At 71.5% G+C, this 17,987-nt stretch carries 15 protein-coding genes; 11 read left to right on the plus strand and 4 right to left on the minus strand.

Annotated elements, in window-relative coordinates:
* Positions 1 to 2: 2 nt before the first annotated feature.
* Positions 3 to 839, minus strand: a complete 837-nt coding sequence (locus ACIRVH_RS02070; protein ID WP_403947360.1) for a GNAT family N-acetyltransferase — start codon at positions 837 to 839, stop codon at positions 3 to 5.
* 27 nt (positions 840 to 866) lie between these two features.
* Between ACIRVH_RS02070 and ACIRVH_RS02075 the strand changes: the two genes are divergently transcribed.
* The 10 genes from ACIRVH_RS02075 to ACIRVH_RS02120 are packed head-to-tail and all read left to right on the plus strand — an operon-like array spanning position 867 to position 13,045.
* Positions 867 to 1,421 carry a hypothetical protein gene (locus ACIRVH_RS02075; protein ID WP_403947361.1) on the plus strand — a complete coding sequence of 185 codons (555 nt, stop codon included), beginning with the start codon at positions 867 to 869 and terminating at the stop codon, positions 1,419 to 1,421.
* The gene (locus ACIRVH_RS02080) at positions 1,411 to 2,466 is read left to right on the plus strand and encodes a BtrH N-terminal domain-containing protein (RefSeq protein WP_403947362.1); all 1,056 of its coding nucleotides are present in this window, start codon (positions 1,411 to 1,413) and stop codon (positions 2,464 to 2,466) included. Before ACIRVH_RS02075 ends, ACIRVH_RS02080 begins: the two co-directional genes overlap by 11 nt.
* Positions 2,467 to 2,493: 27 nt before the next feature.
* On the plus strand, positions 2,494 to 2,661 hold the full coding sequence (gene lysW, locus ACIRVH_RS02085; RefSeq protein ID WP_359064802.1) for a lysine biosynthesis protein LysW: 168 nt from the start codon (positions 2,494 to 2,496) through the stop codon (positions 2,659 to 2,661).
* Positions 2,658 to 3,680, plus strand: a complete 1,023-nt coding sequence (gene argC / locus ACIRVH_RS02090; RefSeq protein ID WP_403947363.1) for an N-acetyl-gamma-glutamyl-phosphate reductase — start codon at positions 2,658 to 2,660, stop codon at positions 3,678 to 3,680. Before lysW ends, argC begins: the two co-directional genes overlap by 4 nt.
* 9 nt (positions 3,681 to 3,689) lie before the next feature.
* Positions 3,690 to 4,529 carry a [LysW]-aminoadipate kinase gene (locus ACIRVH_RS02095; RefSeq protein ID WP_403947364.1) on the plus strand — a complete coding sequence of 280 codons (840 nt, stop codon included), beginning with the start codon at positions 3,690 to 3,692 and terminating at the stop codon, positions 4,527 to 4,529.
* A 1-nt stretch (position 4,530) separates the two neighbouring features.
* Complete coding sequence (locus tag ACIRVH_RS02100; RefSeq protein WP_403947365.1) at positions 4,531 to 7,806, plus strand: amino acid adenylation domain-containing protein; 3,276 nt, start codon at positions 4,531 to 4,533, stop codon at positions 7,804 to 7,806.
* Entirely contained in the window at positions 7,803 to 8,966 is a 1,164-nt protein-coding gene (locus tag ACIRVH_RS02105) for an acyl-CoA dehydrogenase family protein (protein ID WP_403947366.1), read from the plus strand. Before ACIRVH_RS02100 ends, ACIRVH_RS02105 begins: the two co-directional genes overlap by 4 nt.
* Positions 8,963 to 10,048: an acyl-CoA dehydrogenase family protein gene (locus ACIRVH_RS02110; protein ID WP_403947367.1), complete on the plus strand. Its 1,086-nt coding sequence runs from the start codon at positions 8,963 to 8,965 to the stop codon at positions 10,046 to 10,048. Before ACIRVH_RS02105 ends, ACIRVH_RS02110 begins: the two co-directional genes overlap by 4 nt.
* 3 nt (positions 10,049 to 10,051) lie before the next feature.
* A complete protein-coding gene (locus ACIRVH_RS02115; protein WP_403947368.1) occupies positions 10,052 to 11,386 on the plus strand; it encodes a M20/M25/M40 family metallo-hydrolase in 1,335 nt (444 codons plus the stop codon).
* Positions 11,387 to 11,428: 42 nt separating this feature from the next.
* On the plus strand, positions 11,429 to 13,045 hold the full coding sequence (locus ACIRVH_RS02120) for a condensation domain-containing protein (protein WP_403947369.1): 1,617 nt from the start codon (positions 11,429 to 11,431) through the stop codon (positions 13,043 to 13,045).
* Between the two features lie 18 nt (positions 13,046 to 13,063).
* On the opposite strand, the gene ACIRVH_RS02125 is transcribed toward ACIRVH_RS02120, so the two are convergent.
* A complete protein-coding gene (locus ACIRVH_RS02125) occupies positions 13,064 to 14,305 on the minus strand; it encodes an MFS transporter (RefSeq protein WP_403947370.1) in 1,242 nt (413 codons plus the stop codon).
* Between the two features lie 87 nt (positions 14,306 to 14,392).
* Positions 14,393 to 15,484 (minus strand): guanitoxin biosynthesis L-enduracididine beta-hydroxylase GntD, encoded by a 1,092-nt coding sequence (gene gntD / locus ACIRVH_RS02130; RefSeq protein ID WP_403947371.1) that lies wholly within the window; start codon positions 15,482 to 15,484, stop codon positions 14,393 to 14,395.
* 172 nt (positions 15,485 to 15,656) lie between these two features.
* Here gntD and ACIRVH_RS02135 point away from each other — a divergent pair, with 172 nt between their 5' ends.
* Positions 15,657 to 17,243 carry an amino acid adenylation domain-containing protein gene (locus tag ACIRVH_RS02135; RefSeq protein ID WP_403947372.1) on the plus strand — a complete coding sequence of 529 codons (1,587 nt, stop codon included), beginning with the start codon at positions 15,657 to 15,659 and terminating at the stop codon, positions 17,241 to 17,243.
* Between the two features lie 7 nt (positions 17,244 to 17,250).
* Here the strand turns inward: ACIRVH_RS02135 and ACIRVH_RS02140 are convergent, their stop codons facing one another.
* On the minus strand, positions 17,251 to 17,982 hold the full coding sequence (locus ACIRVH_RS02140) for a sulfotransferase family protein (protein WP_403947373.1): 732 nt from the start codon (positions 17,980 to 17,982) through the stop codon (positions 17,251 to 17,253).
* Between the last annotated feature and the right edge of the window lie 5 nt (positions 17,983 to 17,987).

Raw genomic sequence — 17,987 nt, forward strand, 5'->3', positions numbered from 1 at the left:
CGTCACCCTCCGGCCTCGGCCTGGCGGCGCACGGCCGGACTGCGCCACCAGGCCAGCAGTTCGGGGTGGGCCTGCCGTGGTGTGCGGAAGGCGGCGATGTGGGACGCGGGCCGGTCGAAGAACACCTCGCCGCTCCCGGCCGGCTCGCCCTCCCGCGCCAGAGTGCCGTGCACGAGGCGGAGTCGGGTGGCAGGGGCGGACGGCCAGAAGTCGGCTCCCAGCGAGCCGACGGTGCCAGAGGCCGGGGCTTCGTCGCCCGACAGGAGACGGGTACGGCAGACGGTCCCCCCGGGCGCCGCCCGCCACTCGACCAGCAGGCCGGGGCCGGCCGGAGCGGCGTCGTGCGCGACCGGCGTCGGCTCCGTGCGCACATCCCGCTCCATCCGCACCTCGGACAGCGGTTTGTCGCCGGCCGGGAAGTGCCGCACGGTGCCGTACCCGACGCGGGCGTAGAACGCCGGATTGCCCCGCTCCACCACCGCGTCGAGTGCCACCCGGGACACGCCGCACGCCAGTGCCTCGGCCTCCAGTCGCCGCAGCAGCCGGCGTGCCGCCCCGGTACGCCGGCACGACGGAGAGACGGCCAGGCGCCGCACCTCCCAGACGTGTGGGGAGCTGCGCACGGCCCGCACGGTGCCCACCACCCGGTCCGAAAGCTCCGCCACCCAGAGCAGCTGTCCGGCGGCAACGTCGTCCAAGAGTTCGCCGGTGTGGGACCGGGCCCCGTCGGCGGTCGGCAGACCGGGCACGAGATCGCCCGCGGAATAGGCGTCCCTGATGACCCGGGACACCGATTCGGCCAGTTTTCCCGGAACGGAACTTATGAGGTTCACGTGCATCCCCAAATGATAAGCACCGTCATAGACGTGTCGGCTGTCTGTGACAATCTCGGTATCGGAAAGTCCGGAGCCGGCGACGAATACGGCTTCAATATCTGGCGCAACACCTTCCCCGCCGAGGACCTTCCCGCTCCGGGATCCTCGGTGACGGTCGCCGGGGTGGAATTCGAGTTCCCGCCGCGGGCGACCGGCACGGGGGACAACATCCGCTGCCGCGGGCAGCTGATCAGCCTGCCGCCGGGTCACTACGACTGGTTCTACCTCCTCGGCGCGGCCGAACGGCGCACCGAGGACGAGGTGGAACTGCACTACGCCGACGGTACGGCGCGCACCGCTTGGCTGCGGATGTCGGACTTCTGGCCCGAGACGGAGGCCTGGTTCGGCGAACCGGAGGCGTTCCGCGCGCAGGGCCTGCGCTACCCCCGGCACACCCAGCACGGACACCGGCCCGTCGTCTGGCAGCAGCGCATCCCGGTGACCGTGCCGGGGGAGCTGGTCGCACTACGCCTGCCGGACAACCCCGCCATGCACGTGTTCGCCCTCACGGCGGTGACGGACCCGGAGGTGCGCCGTGCGGGTTGAACTGGACGGGGTCCGCCCCTGGCGGCACGAACTCGGCCACTGCCTGCACACCACCGCCGGGGTGCTGCTCGCCCAGCGCGGAATGGACCCGGTGGTGGTCCTCGGCGCCGCCTGGGGGTTCCACTACCCCGGCGATCTGCGGCGGGAGGAGTACTACCTGCCGGGGTCCGCCGACTCGCTGTTCAGCGGTCTGGCGCCCTACCACGGGATCCACTCGCGCTGGCACACCCCGGCGGACGCCGGGCAGGGCTGGCAGGAGGTGCGCGCCGAGCTGATCGCGGGCCGTGCCGTCGCCGTCGCCGCGGACAACTTCCACCTGCCGTTCCGGCCCGCGTACCGGGACGTGCACACCAACCACCTGATGGTGGTCCACGGGTTCGACGACGAACGGGCGGAGGTCCTCGTGACCGACCCGGTTCCGCCGGCCTTCCAGGGCGCGATCCCGCTGGACGCCCTCACCGCCGCGCGCGACTCCGGGAATCCGGTGCGGCACGACCGCGACATGTTCTTCACCTCCAATCCGATCGGCAACCGCTGGCTGCAGGTGGACTTCCCGTCCCCGCAGCCGGCGTTCGACCCGGCCTTCGTCCGCCGGGTGCTCACCGGGAACCTGCGCGGCCTCACCGCACCGGACGATGCGGGGACCTCGGGACTGGCCGGTCTGAGCGGCTTCCTTGCCGGCGCCTGGGAGCGGCTGCCGGACAGCGAGGACCTGGTGGACGAGGTGTTCATCGTGGCCGGACCGGTCCTCGCGGTGACCGGCCTGCACGCCTCCTTCCTGGAGCTGGCCGGACGGCGCTTCGGCGACAGCCGTCTGCTGGAGCTCGCCCGGCTCGTCGACGCGGTCGCGCACCACTGGTCGGCGCTGCGGATCGCGGTCGCCACCGCACGCTCCGACCGGGCCGGTGCCGTGGCCGGCCTGCGGCGCCGCTCGACCCGGCTCGTCGCCGCTTACGAACACGCCCTGGAAGCCATGGCGGACTACCTGTCAGGGGTTTCCCCTACTGTCCCCGAGTCCCCGATTTCGACAGCCTCTAGGTGTTGAATGCGTTCCCATGGGTGGAGGTAATAAATGATCGTGGCCTGCCCTGAATGTGTCGCGAACGTGGAACTCAAGGAAAAGCCCGAACTCAACGAAATCATCGAATGCGGTGATTGTGCGGGTGAGCTCGAGGTCATTTCCCTCGACCCGCTGCTCGTCGCCGTGGCGCCGGAGGTCGAGGAGGACTGGGGCGAGTGATCAGCGTCGGGGTCGTCGGCGGCGCCGGCTACATCGGAGGAGAACTGCTCCGGATCCTCTCCGGACACCCGGAAGTGGACATCACCGCGGTCACCTCGGCCCGGCTGGCCGGACGAAGGGTGGACGGAAGCCACCCGAACCTGCGCGGCCGCGTCGACCTCACCTACGTCGCCCCGGAGCGGCTGCCCGAGTGCGACGTGCTGTTCCTGACCGGCTCGATGGGCACCGACGCGGACCAGCGCCACGCCATGGTGGCCCGAGCCAAGCATGTCTACGACCTCAGCCCGGACCTGCGCCTCACCGACCCCGACCGGTACCGGGAGTTCTACGGCGGGCATCCCGCCCCGGAACTCCTCGGCACGGCGACCCGAGGCCTGCCGGAAGCCGACCGGGCGGCGCTGCGCACCGCCGACTCGGTCAGCGTGCCCGGATGCATGGCCACCGCCGCCATCCTGGCCCTGCGGCCGCTGGCCGTCGCCGGACTGCTGGCACCGCGGGTCACGGTGGACGGCAGGGTCGGCTCCAGCGGATCGGGCGCCTCGGCCGGAGAGATGAACCTGCACGCCGAACGCAGCGGCGTGCTGCGGGTGTTCGCCCCGCTCAACCATCGGCACCAGGCCGAGATCGCCCAGGCGACGGGCCTCGACGTGCGGATGACGGCCACCGGCGTGGACGCCGTGCGCGGAGTCCAGGTGCTCTGCCGGGCCACCGCGAGCCGTGACCTCACCGAGGCGGACATACGTGCCGCCTATCGCGCCGCCTACGCGGCCGAGCCGTTCGTCCGTGTCGTCACCTACAAGCGCGGCAACTACCGGCTGCCGGAGCCGAAGATCCTGATCGGCTCCAACTACTGCGACGTCGGCTTCGCACTGGACCCCGATGACGGTCAGCTGCTCCTGGTCGGCGCACTCGACAACCTGGTCAAGGGCGGCGCCGGGAACGCCGTGCAGTGCCTGAACATCCGGATGGGCTGGGACGAGTCGCTGGGGCTCGACTTCCCCGGACTGCACCCGGCATGAGGTGGTTCGATGACTGACGAGATCACGGTGGTCAAGTGCGGCGGCGGACTCTCCCACGCCCATGAGGACATCTGCCGCGACGTGGCGCGCCTTCCGTCCGGCCACACGGTCCTGGTGCACGGCGGGGCGGTCGAGCTGGACCGGCTCGCCGACCGGCTCGGCGTGCCGCAGCGCCGGCTGACCACGCCGAGCGGGTCGTCCAGCCGCTACACCGACCCCGCCACCCTCGAGGTGCTGCTGATGGCGCTGGTGGGCAAGGTCAAGCCCGCGCTGGTGGCAGCGCTGGCCCGGCACGGCGCCCGGCCGGTCGGACTGACCGGCATGGACGCGCGGTTGGTGACGGCCAAGCGCACCGCCGCCCACCGTGCCGTCCTGGGCGGTCGCACCGTCGTCGTCCGTGACGACCGGACCGGCCGTATCCGGGACGTCGACCCCACGGTGCTGCTCACCCTGCTGGAGGCAGGCTGCCTGCCCGTCGTCTCCCCGCCCGCTCTCGGCGCCGACGGGGCGGTCAACGTGGACGCGGACCGGGTGGCGGCGGCGATCGCCGGTGCGCTGGCCCGCACCCGTCCGGTGCGGCTCGTGCTGCTGACCACCGCGCCCGGGGTGCTGCGCGATCCCGCGGACGAGAGTTCCCTGGTGCCCGCGATCGAGCTGTCGCACGAGCCGGTCACCGACGCGGCGGTACACGGCGGCATGACCGCGAAGCTGCAGGCCGCCCGCGAGGCGCTGGCCGCCGGGGTGGGCGCGGTGGTGATCGCCGACGGCCGTGTCACCGACCCGGTGAGCGCCGCCCTCGACGGCGCCGGCACCACGGTCGGCTTCACCGCAACGCTCGGGAGTCTGTGACATGTCCAATCCAGCGAACAACGGCGGGAAGAGCCTCGCGGAGACCCGTAAGAGCCTGCTCGCCCTGCGCGCACGCCAGCGCGACGGCGTGCGGGGCACCGGCGAGCGCGTGGTCCCGGTGGCCCGCGACCGTGAGCTGCCGCTGTCCTTCACCCAGCAACGGTTGTGGTTCCTCGACCAGCTGGATCCCGGAAAGGCGATCTACAACGCCCCGATCGTCCTGTCGCTCCGTGCCGACCTCGACGAGCAGGCGCTGGGCAGGGCGCTGACCGCGCTGGTCGACCGGCACGAGATCCTGCGCACCCGCTACCCCCTGCGCGACGGCGTGCCCTACCAGGACATCGCAGAGCCCCAAGGCGCCGTGCCGTTCCCCGTGACGGACCTGAAGGGCGCCGCCGACGAAGAGGTCAGGGGTTTCGTGCTCGGCCTGGTCCAGGAGCCGTTCGACCTGGAGAAGGGGCCGGTGCTGCGCGCCCACCTGGTGCGGACCGCGGAGCGCGAGTACGTGCTCGTCCTGGCCCTGCACCACATCGCCAGCGACGGATGGTCCCTGCCCGTCCTCGTCGGCGAGCTGCTCCACCTCTACCGGGCGGAGCACACCGCAACGCCGGTACACCTACCCGAACTGGCCGTGCAGTACGCGGACTTCGCCGTCTGGCAGCGCGGCCGGATGACCGGAGCCGTCCTCGACGAACACCTGGCGTACTGGAAGGGCCGGCTCGCCGACCTGCCGACCCTGGACCTGCCGACGGACCGGCCACGCCCGCCCGTGCCCTCCGGGGCCGGCGCCACCACGGACCGGCTGCTGCCGCCGGAGCTGCGCACCGCCCTCAACCAGCTCGCCCGGACCGAGCGGGTGACGCTGCTCACCGTGGTGCTGTCCGCGTTCATGGCCCTGTGCGACCGCTACACCGGCCAGGACGACATCGTCCTCGGATCGGTGTTCTCGGGCCGCGACCGCCCCGAGGTCGAGCCGCTGATCGGCTTCTTCGCCAACACGGTGGTGCTGCGCTGCTCCACGGCCGGCGACCCGACGTTCCGCGAACTCCTCGCCCGGGCCAAAGAGGCCGTCCTCGGCGCTCACTTCCATCAGGAGCTGCCGTTCGGGCAGCTGGTGGACGAGTTGCGCCCCGAGCGCGACCCGAGCCGCAACCCGCTGTTCCAGACGTCCTTCACGCTCCAGCACGCGGGCGTGGAGTCGGCCCGGATCGCCGATGTCGAGGTCGCCGCGTATCCCGCGGACGGCGACACCGCTCGGTTCGATCTCGCGGTCCAGCTCACCGAGGTCCCGGAGGGCCTGCGGCTGTGGGCGGAGTACTCCACCGATCTCTACGACGCGGACCGGGTGGAGCGGCTCTTCGGGCACTACGAGCGGATCCTGTCGGCGGTGGCCGCCGACCCGGATCTCCGGCTGAGCCGGCTGCCGATGCTCACCGAGCCGGAGCACGAACGGCTGACCGAGACGAGCAGCAACCCCGCCCCCGTACCGGGCGGATGCCTGCACGAACTGTTCGAGTCGGTGGTGGACCGGTCACCCGACGCCGTCGCCACGTCCTTCGCCGGCTGCCGCCGTACGTACCGGGAACTGGACCAGGACGCCAACCGCCTGGCGTGGGCCCTGCGCCGGGCCGGCGTAGGCCCCGAGACCGTGGTCGCCGTCCTGCTCGACCGTGGCCCCGAGCTGCCTGCGGCCCTCCTCGGCATCCAGAAGGCGGGCGGCGCCTATCTGCCGCTCGACCCCGATCACCCGGCCGTCCGCCGGGAGAGCGTCCTGACCGAGGCACGCTGCACGACCGTGCTGACCACACGCGACATGGCCGCGCTGCTCCCGGCCGGTGTCACCGCCGTCTGCGTGGACGATCCCGCCCTCGACGAGCAGCCCATCGAGCGGCCGCACGTCGGCGTGCGTCCGGACAACCTCGCGTACCTGATCTTCACGTCCGGCTCCACCGGGAAGCCCAAGGGTGTCCAGGTCGAGCACCGGAGCATCGTCAACTTCACCCGGGCGAGCATCGACATGTTCGCTCTCGGAGTGGGCGACCGGGTGCTGCAGTTCGCCAACCCGGCCTACGACGTCAGCCTGTTCGACTTCTTCAGCTGCCTGTGTTCCGGAGCCCAACTCGTGCAGGCGCCCAAGTCGACCCTGCTCGATCCAGGGCGTCTGGCCGAGCTGATGCGCACGGAGCGGGTCACGGTCACCGATCTGCCGCCGGCCGTCCTCGGGCTGCTCGACGAGGGCACCTTCCCCGACCTGCGCGCTCTGTTCGTGGGGCTCGAGGCGTTCCCGGGCGAGCTGGTGAACCGATGGAACATCCCGGGGCGCGCGTTCCACAACGGGTACGGCCCGACCGAAGCCACTGTGGCCTGCATCGACTATCTGTGCCCCGACGGCACGTACGCCACCATGCCGCCGATCGGCACCCCGATGGCGAACTACCAGGCCCACGTCGTGGACCGGTACGGCAACCCGGTGCCGGACGGCGTCCCCGGCGAGCTCCTCATCGGCGGCGTCGGAGTGGTCCGCGGATACGCCCACCAACCCGGGCTCACCGCTGAGCGCTTCGTGCCCGACCCCTTCGGCGCCCCGGGAGCCAGGCTGTACCGCACCGGGGACCTCGTGGTCCGGCGGAGCGACGGCAACCTCGCCTTCCTCGGCCGGGTGGACAACCAGATCAAGATCCGAGGGCTGCGCGTCGAACCCGGCGAGATCGAGCACGCGGTGCAGAGCCACGACGCCGTCGACGAGGCCGTGGTGATCGCGTCGGGATCCGGTGCCGACGCCCGGTTGATCTGCTACGTGACCGTCACCACGGGCCGACAGGTCACGCCCGAGGAGTTGCGGCGGCATCTGACCGGACGGCTGCCCGCCCACCTGGTCCCCGCGAGCTTCGTGGAACTGCCCGAGCTGCCCCGGGCGAGCAGCGGGAAGCTGGACCGCAGGCGGCTGCCCGAACCCGGTACGGCCGCCGTGCGCAGGGCCGTACCGCCCAGCACCCGGACCGAGTTGATGCTCGCCGAGATCTGGCGTGAGCTGCTGGACGGGACGTTGGAGATCGACGTGCACGACAGCTTCTTCGCGGTCGGCGGCAACTCGCTCAAGGTGACCCAGCTGGCCTCCCGGATCCGCACGGCGTTCGGCGTGGAGGTGGAGCTGCGGGAGCTGTTCGTCCGGACCACCATCGCCGAACTCGCCGAACTCGTCGAGACGAGCGAGCTGGCGGAGGCGTCCGACGACGAACTGTCGGCGATGCTCGCGCACCTGGAGGAGACACCGTGACGAGCTCCGCGCCACCGGCCGCCCTCGGCCATGACACCTTCCGGCAGGAGGTGCGCCGGTTCTTCCGCGGCCCCGAGGCCCGGCGCACCCTCGCGGCCGTCGCCGGACACCGGCCCGACGAGGAGGCCGCGCGTCTCGACCTCTACCGGCTGCTCGGCGAGCGCGGATGGCTGGCCCCGAACTGGCCGGTCGCCTACGGCGGCCTCGGTCTCGGCGCCCCGGAGGCGGCGGTGGTCACCGAGGAGATGACGCTGGCCGGGGTGCCCGACGACGTACACGTCCTGAGCATCGACATCGTCGGCATGTTCCTGCTCAAGGCGGGCACCGAGGAGCAGAAGCGCCGTTGTCTGCCCGCACTCGCCCGTGGAGAGCAGACCGCCAGTGTGCTGTTCACGGAACCCGAGGCAGGCTCCGACCTGTCCGCGCTGCGTACCCGCGCAGAGCCGGACGGGGAGGGCTGGCGGCTGTACGGCACCAAGGTCTTCAACATGAAGACCCAGTTCGCCGACTTCTCGCTGTGCGCAGCCCGCACCACCGACGGGGCGGTCGGCATGCACGGGATCACCCTGTTCCTGCTGCCGGCGAGGTCCCCGGGCGTGCACATCGAACCGGTGCCGAGCATCCAGAACGACCGCTTCAACCTGGTGGTGATCGACGGAGTACGGCTCACCGCGGCGGACGTCGTCGGCACCGTCGACGAGGGCTGGTGGCAGCTCAACGAGCTGCTCCAGCTGGAGCGCACGGGCATCGACTTCCACGGCAAGGCACGACGACTGCTCGACCTGATCATCCGGCGTGCCGCCGAGACGGGCCGGCTCACCGATCCGGCGTACGCCCTGCAACTGGTCGAACTGGATGCCAAGTTGCGGGCCGCCCGTTCCCTGGCCTGGGAGATGGTCGGCAACCTGGCCGCCGACCGCGCCGACCCGGTCACCTCGGCGATGTCGAAATGGTACGCGAGTGAGCAGTTCCGGCCCATCCTGCGCGCCGGCATGGAGCTCGAGGGCGCAGGCGGTGTGCTCTCCGCCTGGGACGGGGAAGCGCCCGCCCAGGGCCTGCTGGAAGCGAACTACCGCCTCGGACCCGCCCACCGCCTGGCGTCGGGCACCTCCGAGATCATGCTCTATCTCATCGCGACCAACGGACTGGGTCTGCTGTGAACGTCGCCGAACTCTTCCACGAGGAACTCAACCCGGTCCTGCGTCGGCTCGGCGCCAGGGCCAAGGGAGCCGGGCCGGTACCGCCGGACGAGGAGGACACCGAGGTCCGCCGGGGCGTGTGGTCCACCCTCGCCGAACTGGACGGCCTGCGCCCGGCGCTGCCGCCCCGGCTGGGGGGACCGGCCGACGCCCTGGCCCGCCGGGTACACGCGGCCGAGCTGATGGGACCCGCGCTCTATCAGAGCCCGTACCTGGACACCATGATCGCGGCCGACCTGCTGGCGGCCGACGGCCGTCATGACGCGCTGCTCGCGTCGATCGCGTCGGGGGAGCGGACCTGCGCGCTCGCCGTGCGGGAACACGCCGCGGACGAGCCGGGCGTGCCCGCGTCCCTCGTGCTCGACCGGGGACGCGGCCTGGTCGGCGGTACCCGGCGCTTCGTCGCCTTCGCCGCCGAGGCGGACTTCCTGCTGGTGATCGGCGCGGACGGACACGCACTGGTGCCTGCCGACGAGCCCGGCGTGCGCCTCCACCGCCAGGACGACATCGGGCGCGGGGACCTCTACCGGGTCACCCTCGACGGCGTGGCAGCGGTCACCGACGGTCTGCTCGTGGGGCCGCACTACCCTGCCGCCCTGGCCCGCGGAAGGCTTCAGCAGGCCGCCTTTCTGACCGGTCTGACACGCGGCGCGCTGGAACTCACGGTCGACCGGCTGCAACAGCGCTCGGCCTTCGACCGCCCGCTGGCCAAACAGCAGGCTCCCGCCTTCCGGCTCGCGGCACTGGCCGCCGAGGCCACGGCCGTGAGCAGCATGGTGCACGCGGTGGCGGACGACGCGGACGGTGGGGCGGACATCCGGCTGACCGCCGCGCAGGCCCTCTTCCTCGCCGCCGACCTGGCCCGCGAGGCCACGGCGGAGGCGGTCCACCTGCACGGCGCCGCCGGACTCACGGAGGAGTACGACGTCTCCGTGTTCTACCGGTGCGCCGCCGTGGAATCCGTGCGGCTCGGCAGTCCGACCCAACTGCGCCTGGAAGCAGCCCGGTTGCTGGCCGCGGCGCACGACCCGACCTCGGAGTGACCCATGAACTCCCTCACCGACCCGGTGCCGCTGCTCCAGGACCTGATCCGCATCGACACCACCAACCCGCCCGGGAACGAGATCGCCTGCGCCGAGTACCTGATCGACCGGTTCGCCCACCGCGAGGACCTGGACATCAAGGTTCTGGGCCCGAGCCGGGACCGGGCGAATCTGATCGTACGGTTCCCCGGACACGGCGCAGCCCCGCCGCTGCTCCTGCACGGGCACTCCGACGTCGTGCCGGTCACCGGCCAGGACTGGCAGCATCCGCCCTTCGAGGCCAGGCTGGTCGACGGCGAGGTGTGGGGCCGCGGATCCGTCGACATGAAGGGCGGCCTGGCGATGATGGTGTCGTCGCTGGCCCGGCTGCACGAGGCGGGTCAGCGGCCGGCCGGAGACGTCGTCCTCGCGGTGGTCGCCGACGAGGAGCACGGCAGCATCGCCGGAGCCAGGTGGCTGACCCGCGAGCATCCTGAGCTGTTCACCGGGATCCGGTACGCGGTGGGCGAGGAGGGCGGAGCGGGCATCGAACTGGACGGGCGACGCTTCCATCCGATCGTCGTCGCGGAGAAACGCGCCTGCTGGTTCCGGGTGACGCTGAGGGGCCCCGGTGGCCACGCCTCCCGCCTGGCACCGCCGCAGACCCCGATGCGGCAGCTCGGACATCTGCTGACCGCCCTGAGCGGTGTGCGGCTGCCGCGGCACCTCGAGCCCGCCGCCCACCGCATGCTGACCGAACTGGCCGGGCACCTGTCCGAGCCGCTCGCCGGCCGGCTGCTCGCGGTCCGGGACGACGACGGTGACGCACCCCTGGCCGGACTGCCGGCGGACCAGGCGCTGCAGATCGACTCCTTGCTGCGCAACACGGTGAACCCCACGATCGTCCGGGCCGGCGACAAGATCAACGTGGTGCCGGGCGAGATCACCGTCGACCTGGACGGCCGCATCCTGCCCGGCGACCACACCAGGGAGGAGTTCGTCTCCGAACTGCGCGCACTGATCGGCCCCGACCTGCCACTGGAGCTGCTGGTGGAAGGCTTCTCCGTGGACCAGAGCCGGATCCCGGAGCCCGAATTCGGCGGCTTCTACGAGACGCTCGCGGACATCACCCGCAAGGCCGACGCGGACGCCGCGCCGCTGCCGATGATGTCGCCGGCCTCCACCGACGCCGGTTTCTTCGCCCAGTTGGGCATCCGCTGCTACGGCTGGCTGCCCATGAAGGTGCCGGCGGGCAGCCCGTACCGCACGCTGCTGCACCGCGCCGACGAGCGGATCCCCGTCGAGGCGCTGGAGTTCGGCACCCGGTGCATGACCGCGCTGCTGCGCGACTACCGGTAGCCGTAGCCGGCCACCGAGGTATTCCTTCACCCCGCAGGAGCCATGATGACCGAAGACCTGTTCGTGCTGCCCGCCTCGTTCGGCCAGCAACGGCTGTGGCTGCTGGAACAGATCCAGCCGGACACCCCGCTGTACAACGAGGCGGTCGGACTCCGGCTGCGCGGCAGCCTCGACCCGGACGCCCTGGCCGCGGCGATGACCGAGGTGGTGAACCGGCACGAGGTGCTGCGGACGGTGCTGGAGCTGGAGGGCGCCGAGGTCGTGCAGGTGGTGCGCGCGCCGGAACCGGTGCGGCTCACCGTCGAGGACGTGGACGGCGGGCATGACGCGGCCCTCGCCGAGGCGCGCCGCCTCGCTCAGATCCCGTTCGATCTGGGGCGGGGGCCGTTGATCCGCTGCCGGCTGATGCGGACGGCTCCCGAGGAGCACCTGTTCGCCGTGGTGGTGCACCACGCGGTCGCCGACGGCTGGTCGCTGGGCGTCCTGCTGAGCGAGCTCACGGCGCTCTACCCGCCCGCCGCCCGAGGCGAACGGCTGGATGTGCTGCCCGAGCTGCAGGTGCAGTACGCGGACTTCGCGGCCTGGCAGAAGCAGCGCTGGGACGAGGGTGAGCTCGACGACCAACTGGACTACTGGAAAAACCAGTTGGCCGAGTGCGAACCGCTCAGGCTGCCCGTGGACCGGCTGCCCGACGGGACCCCGGACTTCGGGACGGTGCACGCGCCCCTGACACCGCCCGCCCTCATGATCCGTCAGCTCCGGGCGGTCGCCTCGGACGGGGACGTCACTCCCTTCATGGTGGTCCTCGCGGCCTACGCCACGGTGCTCGCCCGCTGGACCGGGCAGCATGACGTGGTCGTCGGACTGCCCTTCGCCGGCCGCACCCAGACCGAACTGGATCCGCTCGTCGGATTCTTCGTCAACACCCTCCCTGTGCGCCTCGACCTGTCGGGCGATCCGGACTTCCTCAGCCTGCTCCGACAGGTACGGGAACGCTGCCTGGGCGCCTACCAGCACCCCGAGGTTCCCTTCGAGGTCCTGGTGGACACCCTGAAGCCGCAGCGGCGCCCGGGGCGCACACCGCTGGCGCAGACCATGCTGGCCGTGAACAACACATGGCTTCCCCAGGCGGTGGAGGCCGCCGGGCTGAGGATCGAACCGGTCCCGCTGCTCCAGGAGCGTGCCCACTTCGAGGTGACCGTCGATCTCGACGGGGCGGACGACGCACTCAGCGGATCCGTGGTGCTGCAGTCGGACCTCTTCGGTCAGGAGACCGCGGACCTGCTGGCCCGGTCCGTCGTCACCGTGCTGCGCGGTGCGTCGGCGAACCCCGGCGCGGCGGTTTCGGAGCTGCCCTGCCCGCTGGCCGACCGGAGTCCGGCCGTGGCGGCCGCCGAGGAGGCGGAGGCGAGGGAGCCGGTGCACCGGGAGGCGACGGGGGGCCGGCCGACCACGCGGACCGAGGTGCTCCTCAGCCGGCTGTGGGCCGAGGTGCTCGACCTCGAAACGGTCGGCGTCGACGACGAGTTCTACGCGGCCGGCGGCAACTCCCTCAGGGCCGTCCGCGTGGTGGTGCGGGCACGGGAACTCGGCGTCGAACTGCCGGTGGAGAAGGTGCTCGGGGAGCACACCATCCGGGAGCTGGCGGCCGCGGTCTGAGCCGCGGGCCGCCCGGCCTCACAACTGCCGCAGCCGCCAGATGGTGCGGTTGGCGACCGGAACCACCGACGCCAGCAGGACGAAGGGCGCCAGCCACAGCGTCGTACGCGCACCGAGCCCGTCCACCAGCACTCCGGCGAGCGCCGCACCGACCGGGATGGTGCCGAAGTTCATCAGCCGGTAGGTGGCGTTCATGCGTGCGTGCAGCTCGGGCGGTGTGACCTTCTGGCGCACCGTCACGGCGATGACGCTGCCCGCGGCCGAGCCCGCGTAACCGAGGAAGAGCCCGGCTGCGGACGCCCAGAACACGGCCGTGTCCGGGCCGGTGCACAGCGGCAGCAGGAAGTAGGCATTGGTGGAGAAGCACAGGGCGATCAGCAGACTGGGGCCGTACCCGATCCGCTCGAACAGGAAGGGCACACAGACGGCCCCGCAGATCGCGCCGATCCCACCGACCACCGTGACCAGGCCGTAGGCGAATGTGCCCATGTCGAGCCGGCGCACGAAGTAGACCAGGAAGGCCACGTTGACCAGCGATCCGCCGGCGTTGTACACGGCCGCGTGGAGGGCGATGGCACGCACCGGCGGATTGCCGAACACCGAACGCAGTCCGTCGGCGAGTTCCCGGCGCAGATCCCGCTCGGCGGGCGGCGGCTCGGCCTTCTCCCGGGTTCGGACCGCGATCATCGCCAGTGCGGAGACCAGATAGCTCAGCGCATCCAGGAACAGCACACTGGCCGGCCCGAACACGCCCGCCAGCCAGCCGCCGCCGCCCGGACCCATCGTCGCGCTCACGGCCTGGTCCGCGGTGAGTTTGCTGTTGGCCGAGCCGAGGTGCTCCGGCGCGACGAGGCGCGGGAGGTACGACCTGGCGGCGATGTCGTACACCACGCTGAGAGCCCCGACCAGCACGGCGACCACGTAGACGTGCGCAAGGGACAGCACGTCGAGCGCGGCGCCCACCGGGATGGTGACGACCAGCACGCACCGGGCGAGGTCCGTGGCGATCATCACGGGCCGGCGGGCCCGGTGCTCCTGCCACACGCCGACGAACAGCGGCAGCAGGAAGAACGGCAGCGTGTACAGCGCCTCCAGCAGCCCGATCTGGGTGCCGGAGGCGTCCAACGTGCTCACCATCACCAGCGGGAGGGCGAACAGCGTCATCTCCGAGCCCAGTTGCGAGACGACGTCGCCGGTCCAGAACAGGCGGAAGTCCCGCTGCTTCAGGAGGCTCCCCGGCGCGGGCGCGGTCTGCGTCATGACAGCCGCGCCGGGGGTGTGCGGTCGATCGTGATGGGGCGGACGCTGGGCCTCAAACCGGACTCTCCCGACGATGGCAGGTGATGGTCAGACCAGGGCACGACCATGGGCGCCGAACCGGCGGCCCTCCGAGCTGCGCAGGTCGGCGGTCACGTTGATGCGTCGCAGCCAGCGGTCCGTGCCGTCGTAGCGGGCCTTGAAGGGCCGTCGCCCGTGCACGGACCGCTTGTTGTCGATGATCAGCAGCTCACCGGGGGCCAGCGCCACGTCCTGCATACGAGCCTCGAAGGCGTCGACAATGCCCTGCAGCGCCCGCTCGGCGAGGGCGTCGCCCAGATCACGCTGCATGAACGCCGGGTCGATCCGGACGTAGGGCATGTCCGGATCGCCGCCCAGAATCGCGATCCGCTCCGGCTCCTGGTTCATCCGCCGGATGCGCTCGAAGGCGGCAGCCTGGCCGTCGCCGTCGTCGACACCCGTCGTCGAGGCGTTGAACTGGGCCGTGTGCGACTCGTCGGGAAGGATCACGAACCGGTCCTCGAAGAGGACCTTGCGGTGCTCCTCGTCGAGTTCCAGATCGTGGGCCGACGCGAACATGGTCGGCACGGCGTCCGGATTGCGCAGGCAGAGCAGCATGATCCAGTCGGCCCGGTGGGGATGGAAGGCGTCCTCGTTGTGCCACTCCAGCAACGTCGTGGAGCTGGAGCCGAGTTGCTCCTCCTCGTGCCCCTCGATGGGGAACACGTCGAGAACCAGCTTGCCCCGCTGCTGCGACAGGTAGGAGAAGGGGTCGCCGAGCAGGGAGCCGATCATCAGCAGGAGAGCCGTAGACGTGGTCACCTCGTCACCGGCCGGCTCATCGGTGTAGCTGCGTGGTGTCGTGCCGAGGGCCTGCTCGTCCAACGGCAGACCGGACAGTACCAGTCCGCCCTTCGGACGGCCGGTCAGCCGGAAGCCGTTCAGCACCGAGCGCAGCCGCTCCGGCGCCCGATGGGCATGGACGGCGATCTCGGCCAGCAGGTGCTCGAGGTCGGCGGGCTCGGCCGCGCCGCACTCCTCGACGAAGGCCTCGGCAAGCGCGCGCAGCGCGTCGGCCTCCGCCGACGTCAGCGAGAGGCAGGGCATGCCGTCCTGCGGGCGCAGCGCGGCCTCGAAGTTCTGTGTACGGGTCCCGCCCACGTTTTCCTCCCTGGCCGCGGGTCATGCTGCATCTGGGGCAACGACGTCCGTACCGAGAATGTGCGATCTGCCGGGACGGACACAGTCAGGAGGAATCCCTACGAGTTGGCGGCGCCTCGTTCTGACAGGGTCGACGCACCGGCAGTGTCGAGAGCACAGGGGGACGAAGACGGTGGACCACGTCATCCAGGGCGACAGGGACGGCGCCACGGAGCACAGCCGGTGGAACGACACCACCGAGGACTACGCGGACACGGCCGGACTCTGTGTGCACCAGGCCTTCGAACGATGGGTGGCCCTGCGGCCCGGGCTGGCGGCCTGCCGGTTCGAGGGCGAGGAGCTCAGCTACCTGGAACTGGACCGACGCGCCAACCGCCTGGCCCGGCATCTGCACCGGCTCGGTATCGGCCCCGAGACGGTGGTGGGCGTCCTGCTCGACCGCGGCCTCGACCTTCCGGTGACCCTCCTGGGCATCCTCAAGTCGGGCGCCGCCTATCTGCCGCTCGACATACAGCACCCGGCGAGCCGCCTCGCGTACATGGTCCAGGACGCCGGATGCCAGATCGTGGTCACCACGAGCGGGCCGGCCGACCGGCTGCCCGAGGACGTCCTGCCGGTCTGCCTGGACGACCCCGCCATCGCCGCCGCGCTGGCCGCACAGTCCGGCGACGACCCGCACTACCGGGTCCTCCCCGACCACCTGGCCTATCTTCTCTACACGTCCGGATCGACCGGCGCTCCCAAAGGCACGCTCGTCCAGCACCGCTCGGTGGTCAACATGACCGAGTACTGCCGGCGCGCCTACCGGCTGGAGCCGCCGGACCGCATCCTGCAGTTCGCGAACCCCTGCTTCGACGTGAGCGTCTTCGACTTCTTCGCCGCGCTGTGCAACGGGATCACCCTGGTCCAGGGGGCGCGGCTGACCCTGCTCGACCCGCGGGCGCTCACCGCGCTGATCCGCGACGAACGGGTCACCGTGATGGACATACCGCCCGCCGTGGCCCGCCTCCTCGACCCCGCCGGACTCCCCGATCTGCGGATGGCCAACATCGGCGGCGAGGCGCTCCCCGGCGAGCTGGCCGACCGCTTCCAGGCTCCGCACCGGCAGGTGCACAACACCTACGGGCCCACCGAGGTCACCGTCACGTCGACGGACTATCTGTGCCCGCCCGGGCTGTGCGAGAGCCGGCCGCCGATCGGCGGTCCCATCGCCAACCTCCAGGCCCACGTGGTGGACGAAGCCGGCCGGCAGGTCCCCGTGGGCGTGGCGGGCGAGCTTCTCATGGGCGGGGTCGGGGTGGCCCGCGGCTATCACGGGCGCCCGGCGCTGACGGCGGAGAAGTTCCTGCCCGACCCGTACGGCCCGCCGGGGGCCCGGCTCTACCGCACGGGTGACCTGGTGCGCCGACGGGCGGACGGCAACATCGAGTTCCTCGACCGGATCGACACCCAACTCAAGGTGAACGGCCACCGGGTCGAGCCGGGCGAGATCGAGGCCGCGCTGGAGAGCCATCCGTGCGTCGGCGCCGCCGTGGTCGACCTCACCGGTGACGGCGCGGACCACACGCTCGTCGCCTTCCTGGCGCCGTCCGACGGAGACGACACGCCGTCGATCACGGAGATCCGCGCGCATCTGCGCCCGCTGCTGCCCTCCTACATGATTCCCGGCCGGATCGTCCCACTGGACGCCGTGCCGCTGACCGCGAACGGAAAGGTCGACCGGGCGCGTCTGCGCGACCTCGCGACCGACCGGGGCTGAGCTCCGGTCACGCCACGATCAGCCGCTTGTCGAAGAGCGCCCGGTAGAACGGCTCGTGCCGGGCGCTGAATTCGGCCAGCAGCTCGTTGTTGTGGACCGTGACGGCGTACTGGGTCGACTTGGCGGTGAAGCCCGAGCTGTTGCTGACGTCGGTGTGCCAGCGGTCGGTGCGCTGCCACTCCTCGCGGCTGCCGGGGCGCCAGTGCAGTGCCTCGGGCCGCGGCGGCAGGCCCACCGCGGCGCAGAACGCGGCCATGGTCCGGTCCGGCCTGGACACCAGATCCTCGGAGTCGAGGACCACCGGACGCTGCCCGGTGGCGGACACCGCTTCGTACAGCTCGTACATCTGCTCCAGCCCGATGTCCTTGGCGGACATCTCCGGCCGGAGGGCGTAGTACGACGCGGCGATCTCGTCGGGGTGCCGGATCAGGAAGGTGTGCCGGACCTCGCGCAGAAATCGGGCGTCCGCGAGGATCGCGGGATAGCGGTAGTCGGTGGTGTCCTTGAAGAACACCCGCCGCCGCGCCGACAGCGCCCGCATCGCCGCGATGAGTTCGCCCTCGGTGCGCACGGTCTTCCCGTCCACCGCGGTCTCGCCGAAGTCGACGATGTTGCAGAACGGCTCGTGCAGTGCGGCCAGATCGCCGCGTTCCACGATGGACCGGAAGAAGGCGGTCGACCTGGCCCTCGGGGCGCTCCACAGAGCGATGATGCGGGGGGTGTCCTGGCGGTCGTTCACGGCGG

It is taken from the genome of Streptomyces sp. NPDC101165, from assembly GCF_044768135.1.
Taxonomy (GTDB): Bacteria; Actinomycetota; Actinomycetes; order Streptomycetales; family Streptomycetaceae; genus Streptomyces.

Coding starts and splice junctions, on each gene's coding strand:
- ACIRVH_RS02070 (WP_403947360.1), bottom strand. CDS start 839: ATGCACGTGAACCTCATAAGTTCCGTTCCGGGAAAACTGGCCGAATCG.
- lysW (WP_359064802.1), top strand. CDS start 2,494: ATGATCGTGGCCTGCCCTGAATGTGTCGCGAACGTGGAACTCAAGGAA.
- ACIRVH_RS02095 (WP_403947364.1), top strand. CDS start 3,690: ATGACTGACGAGATCACGGTGGTCAAGTGCGGCGGCGGACTCTCCCAC.
- ACIRVH_RS02100 (WP_403947365.1), top strand. CDS start 4,531: ATGTCCAATCCAGCGAACAACGGCGGGAAGAGCCTCGCGGAGACCCGT.
- ACIRVH_RS02115 (WP_403947368.1), top strand. CDS start 10,052: ATGAACTCCCTCACCGACCCGGTGCCGCTGCTCCAGGACCTGATCCGC.
- ACIRVH_RS02120 (WP_403947369.1), top strand. CDS start 11,429: ATGATGACCGAAGACCTGTTCGTGCTGCCCGCCTCGTTCGGCCAGCAA.
- ACIRVH_RS02125 (WP_403947370.1), bottom strand. CDS start 14,305: ATGACGCAGACCGCGCCCGCGCCGGGGAGCCTCCTGAAGCAGCGGGAC.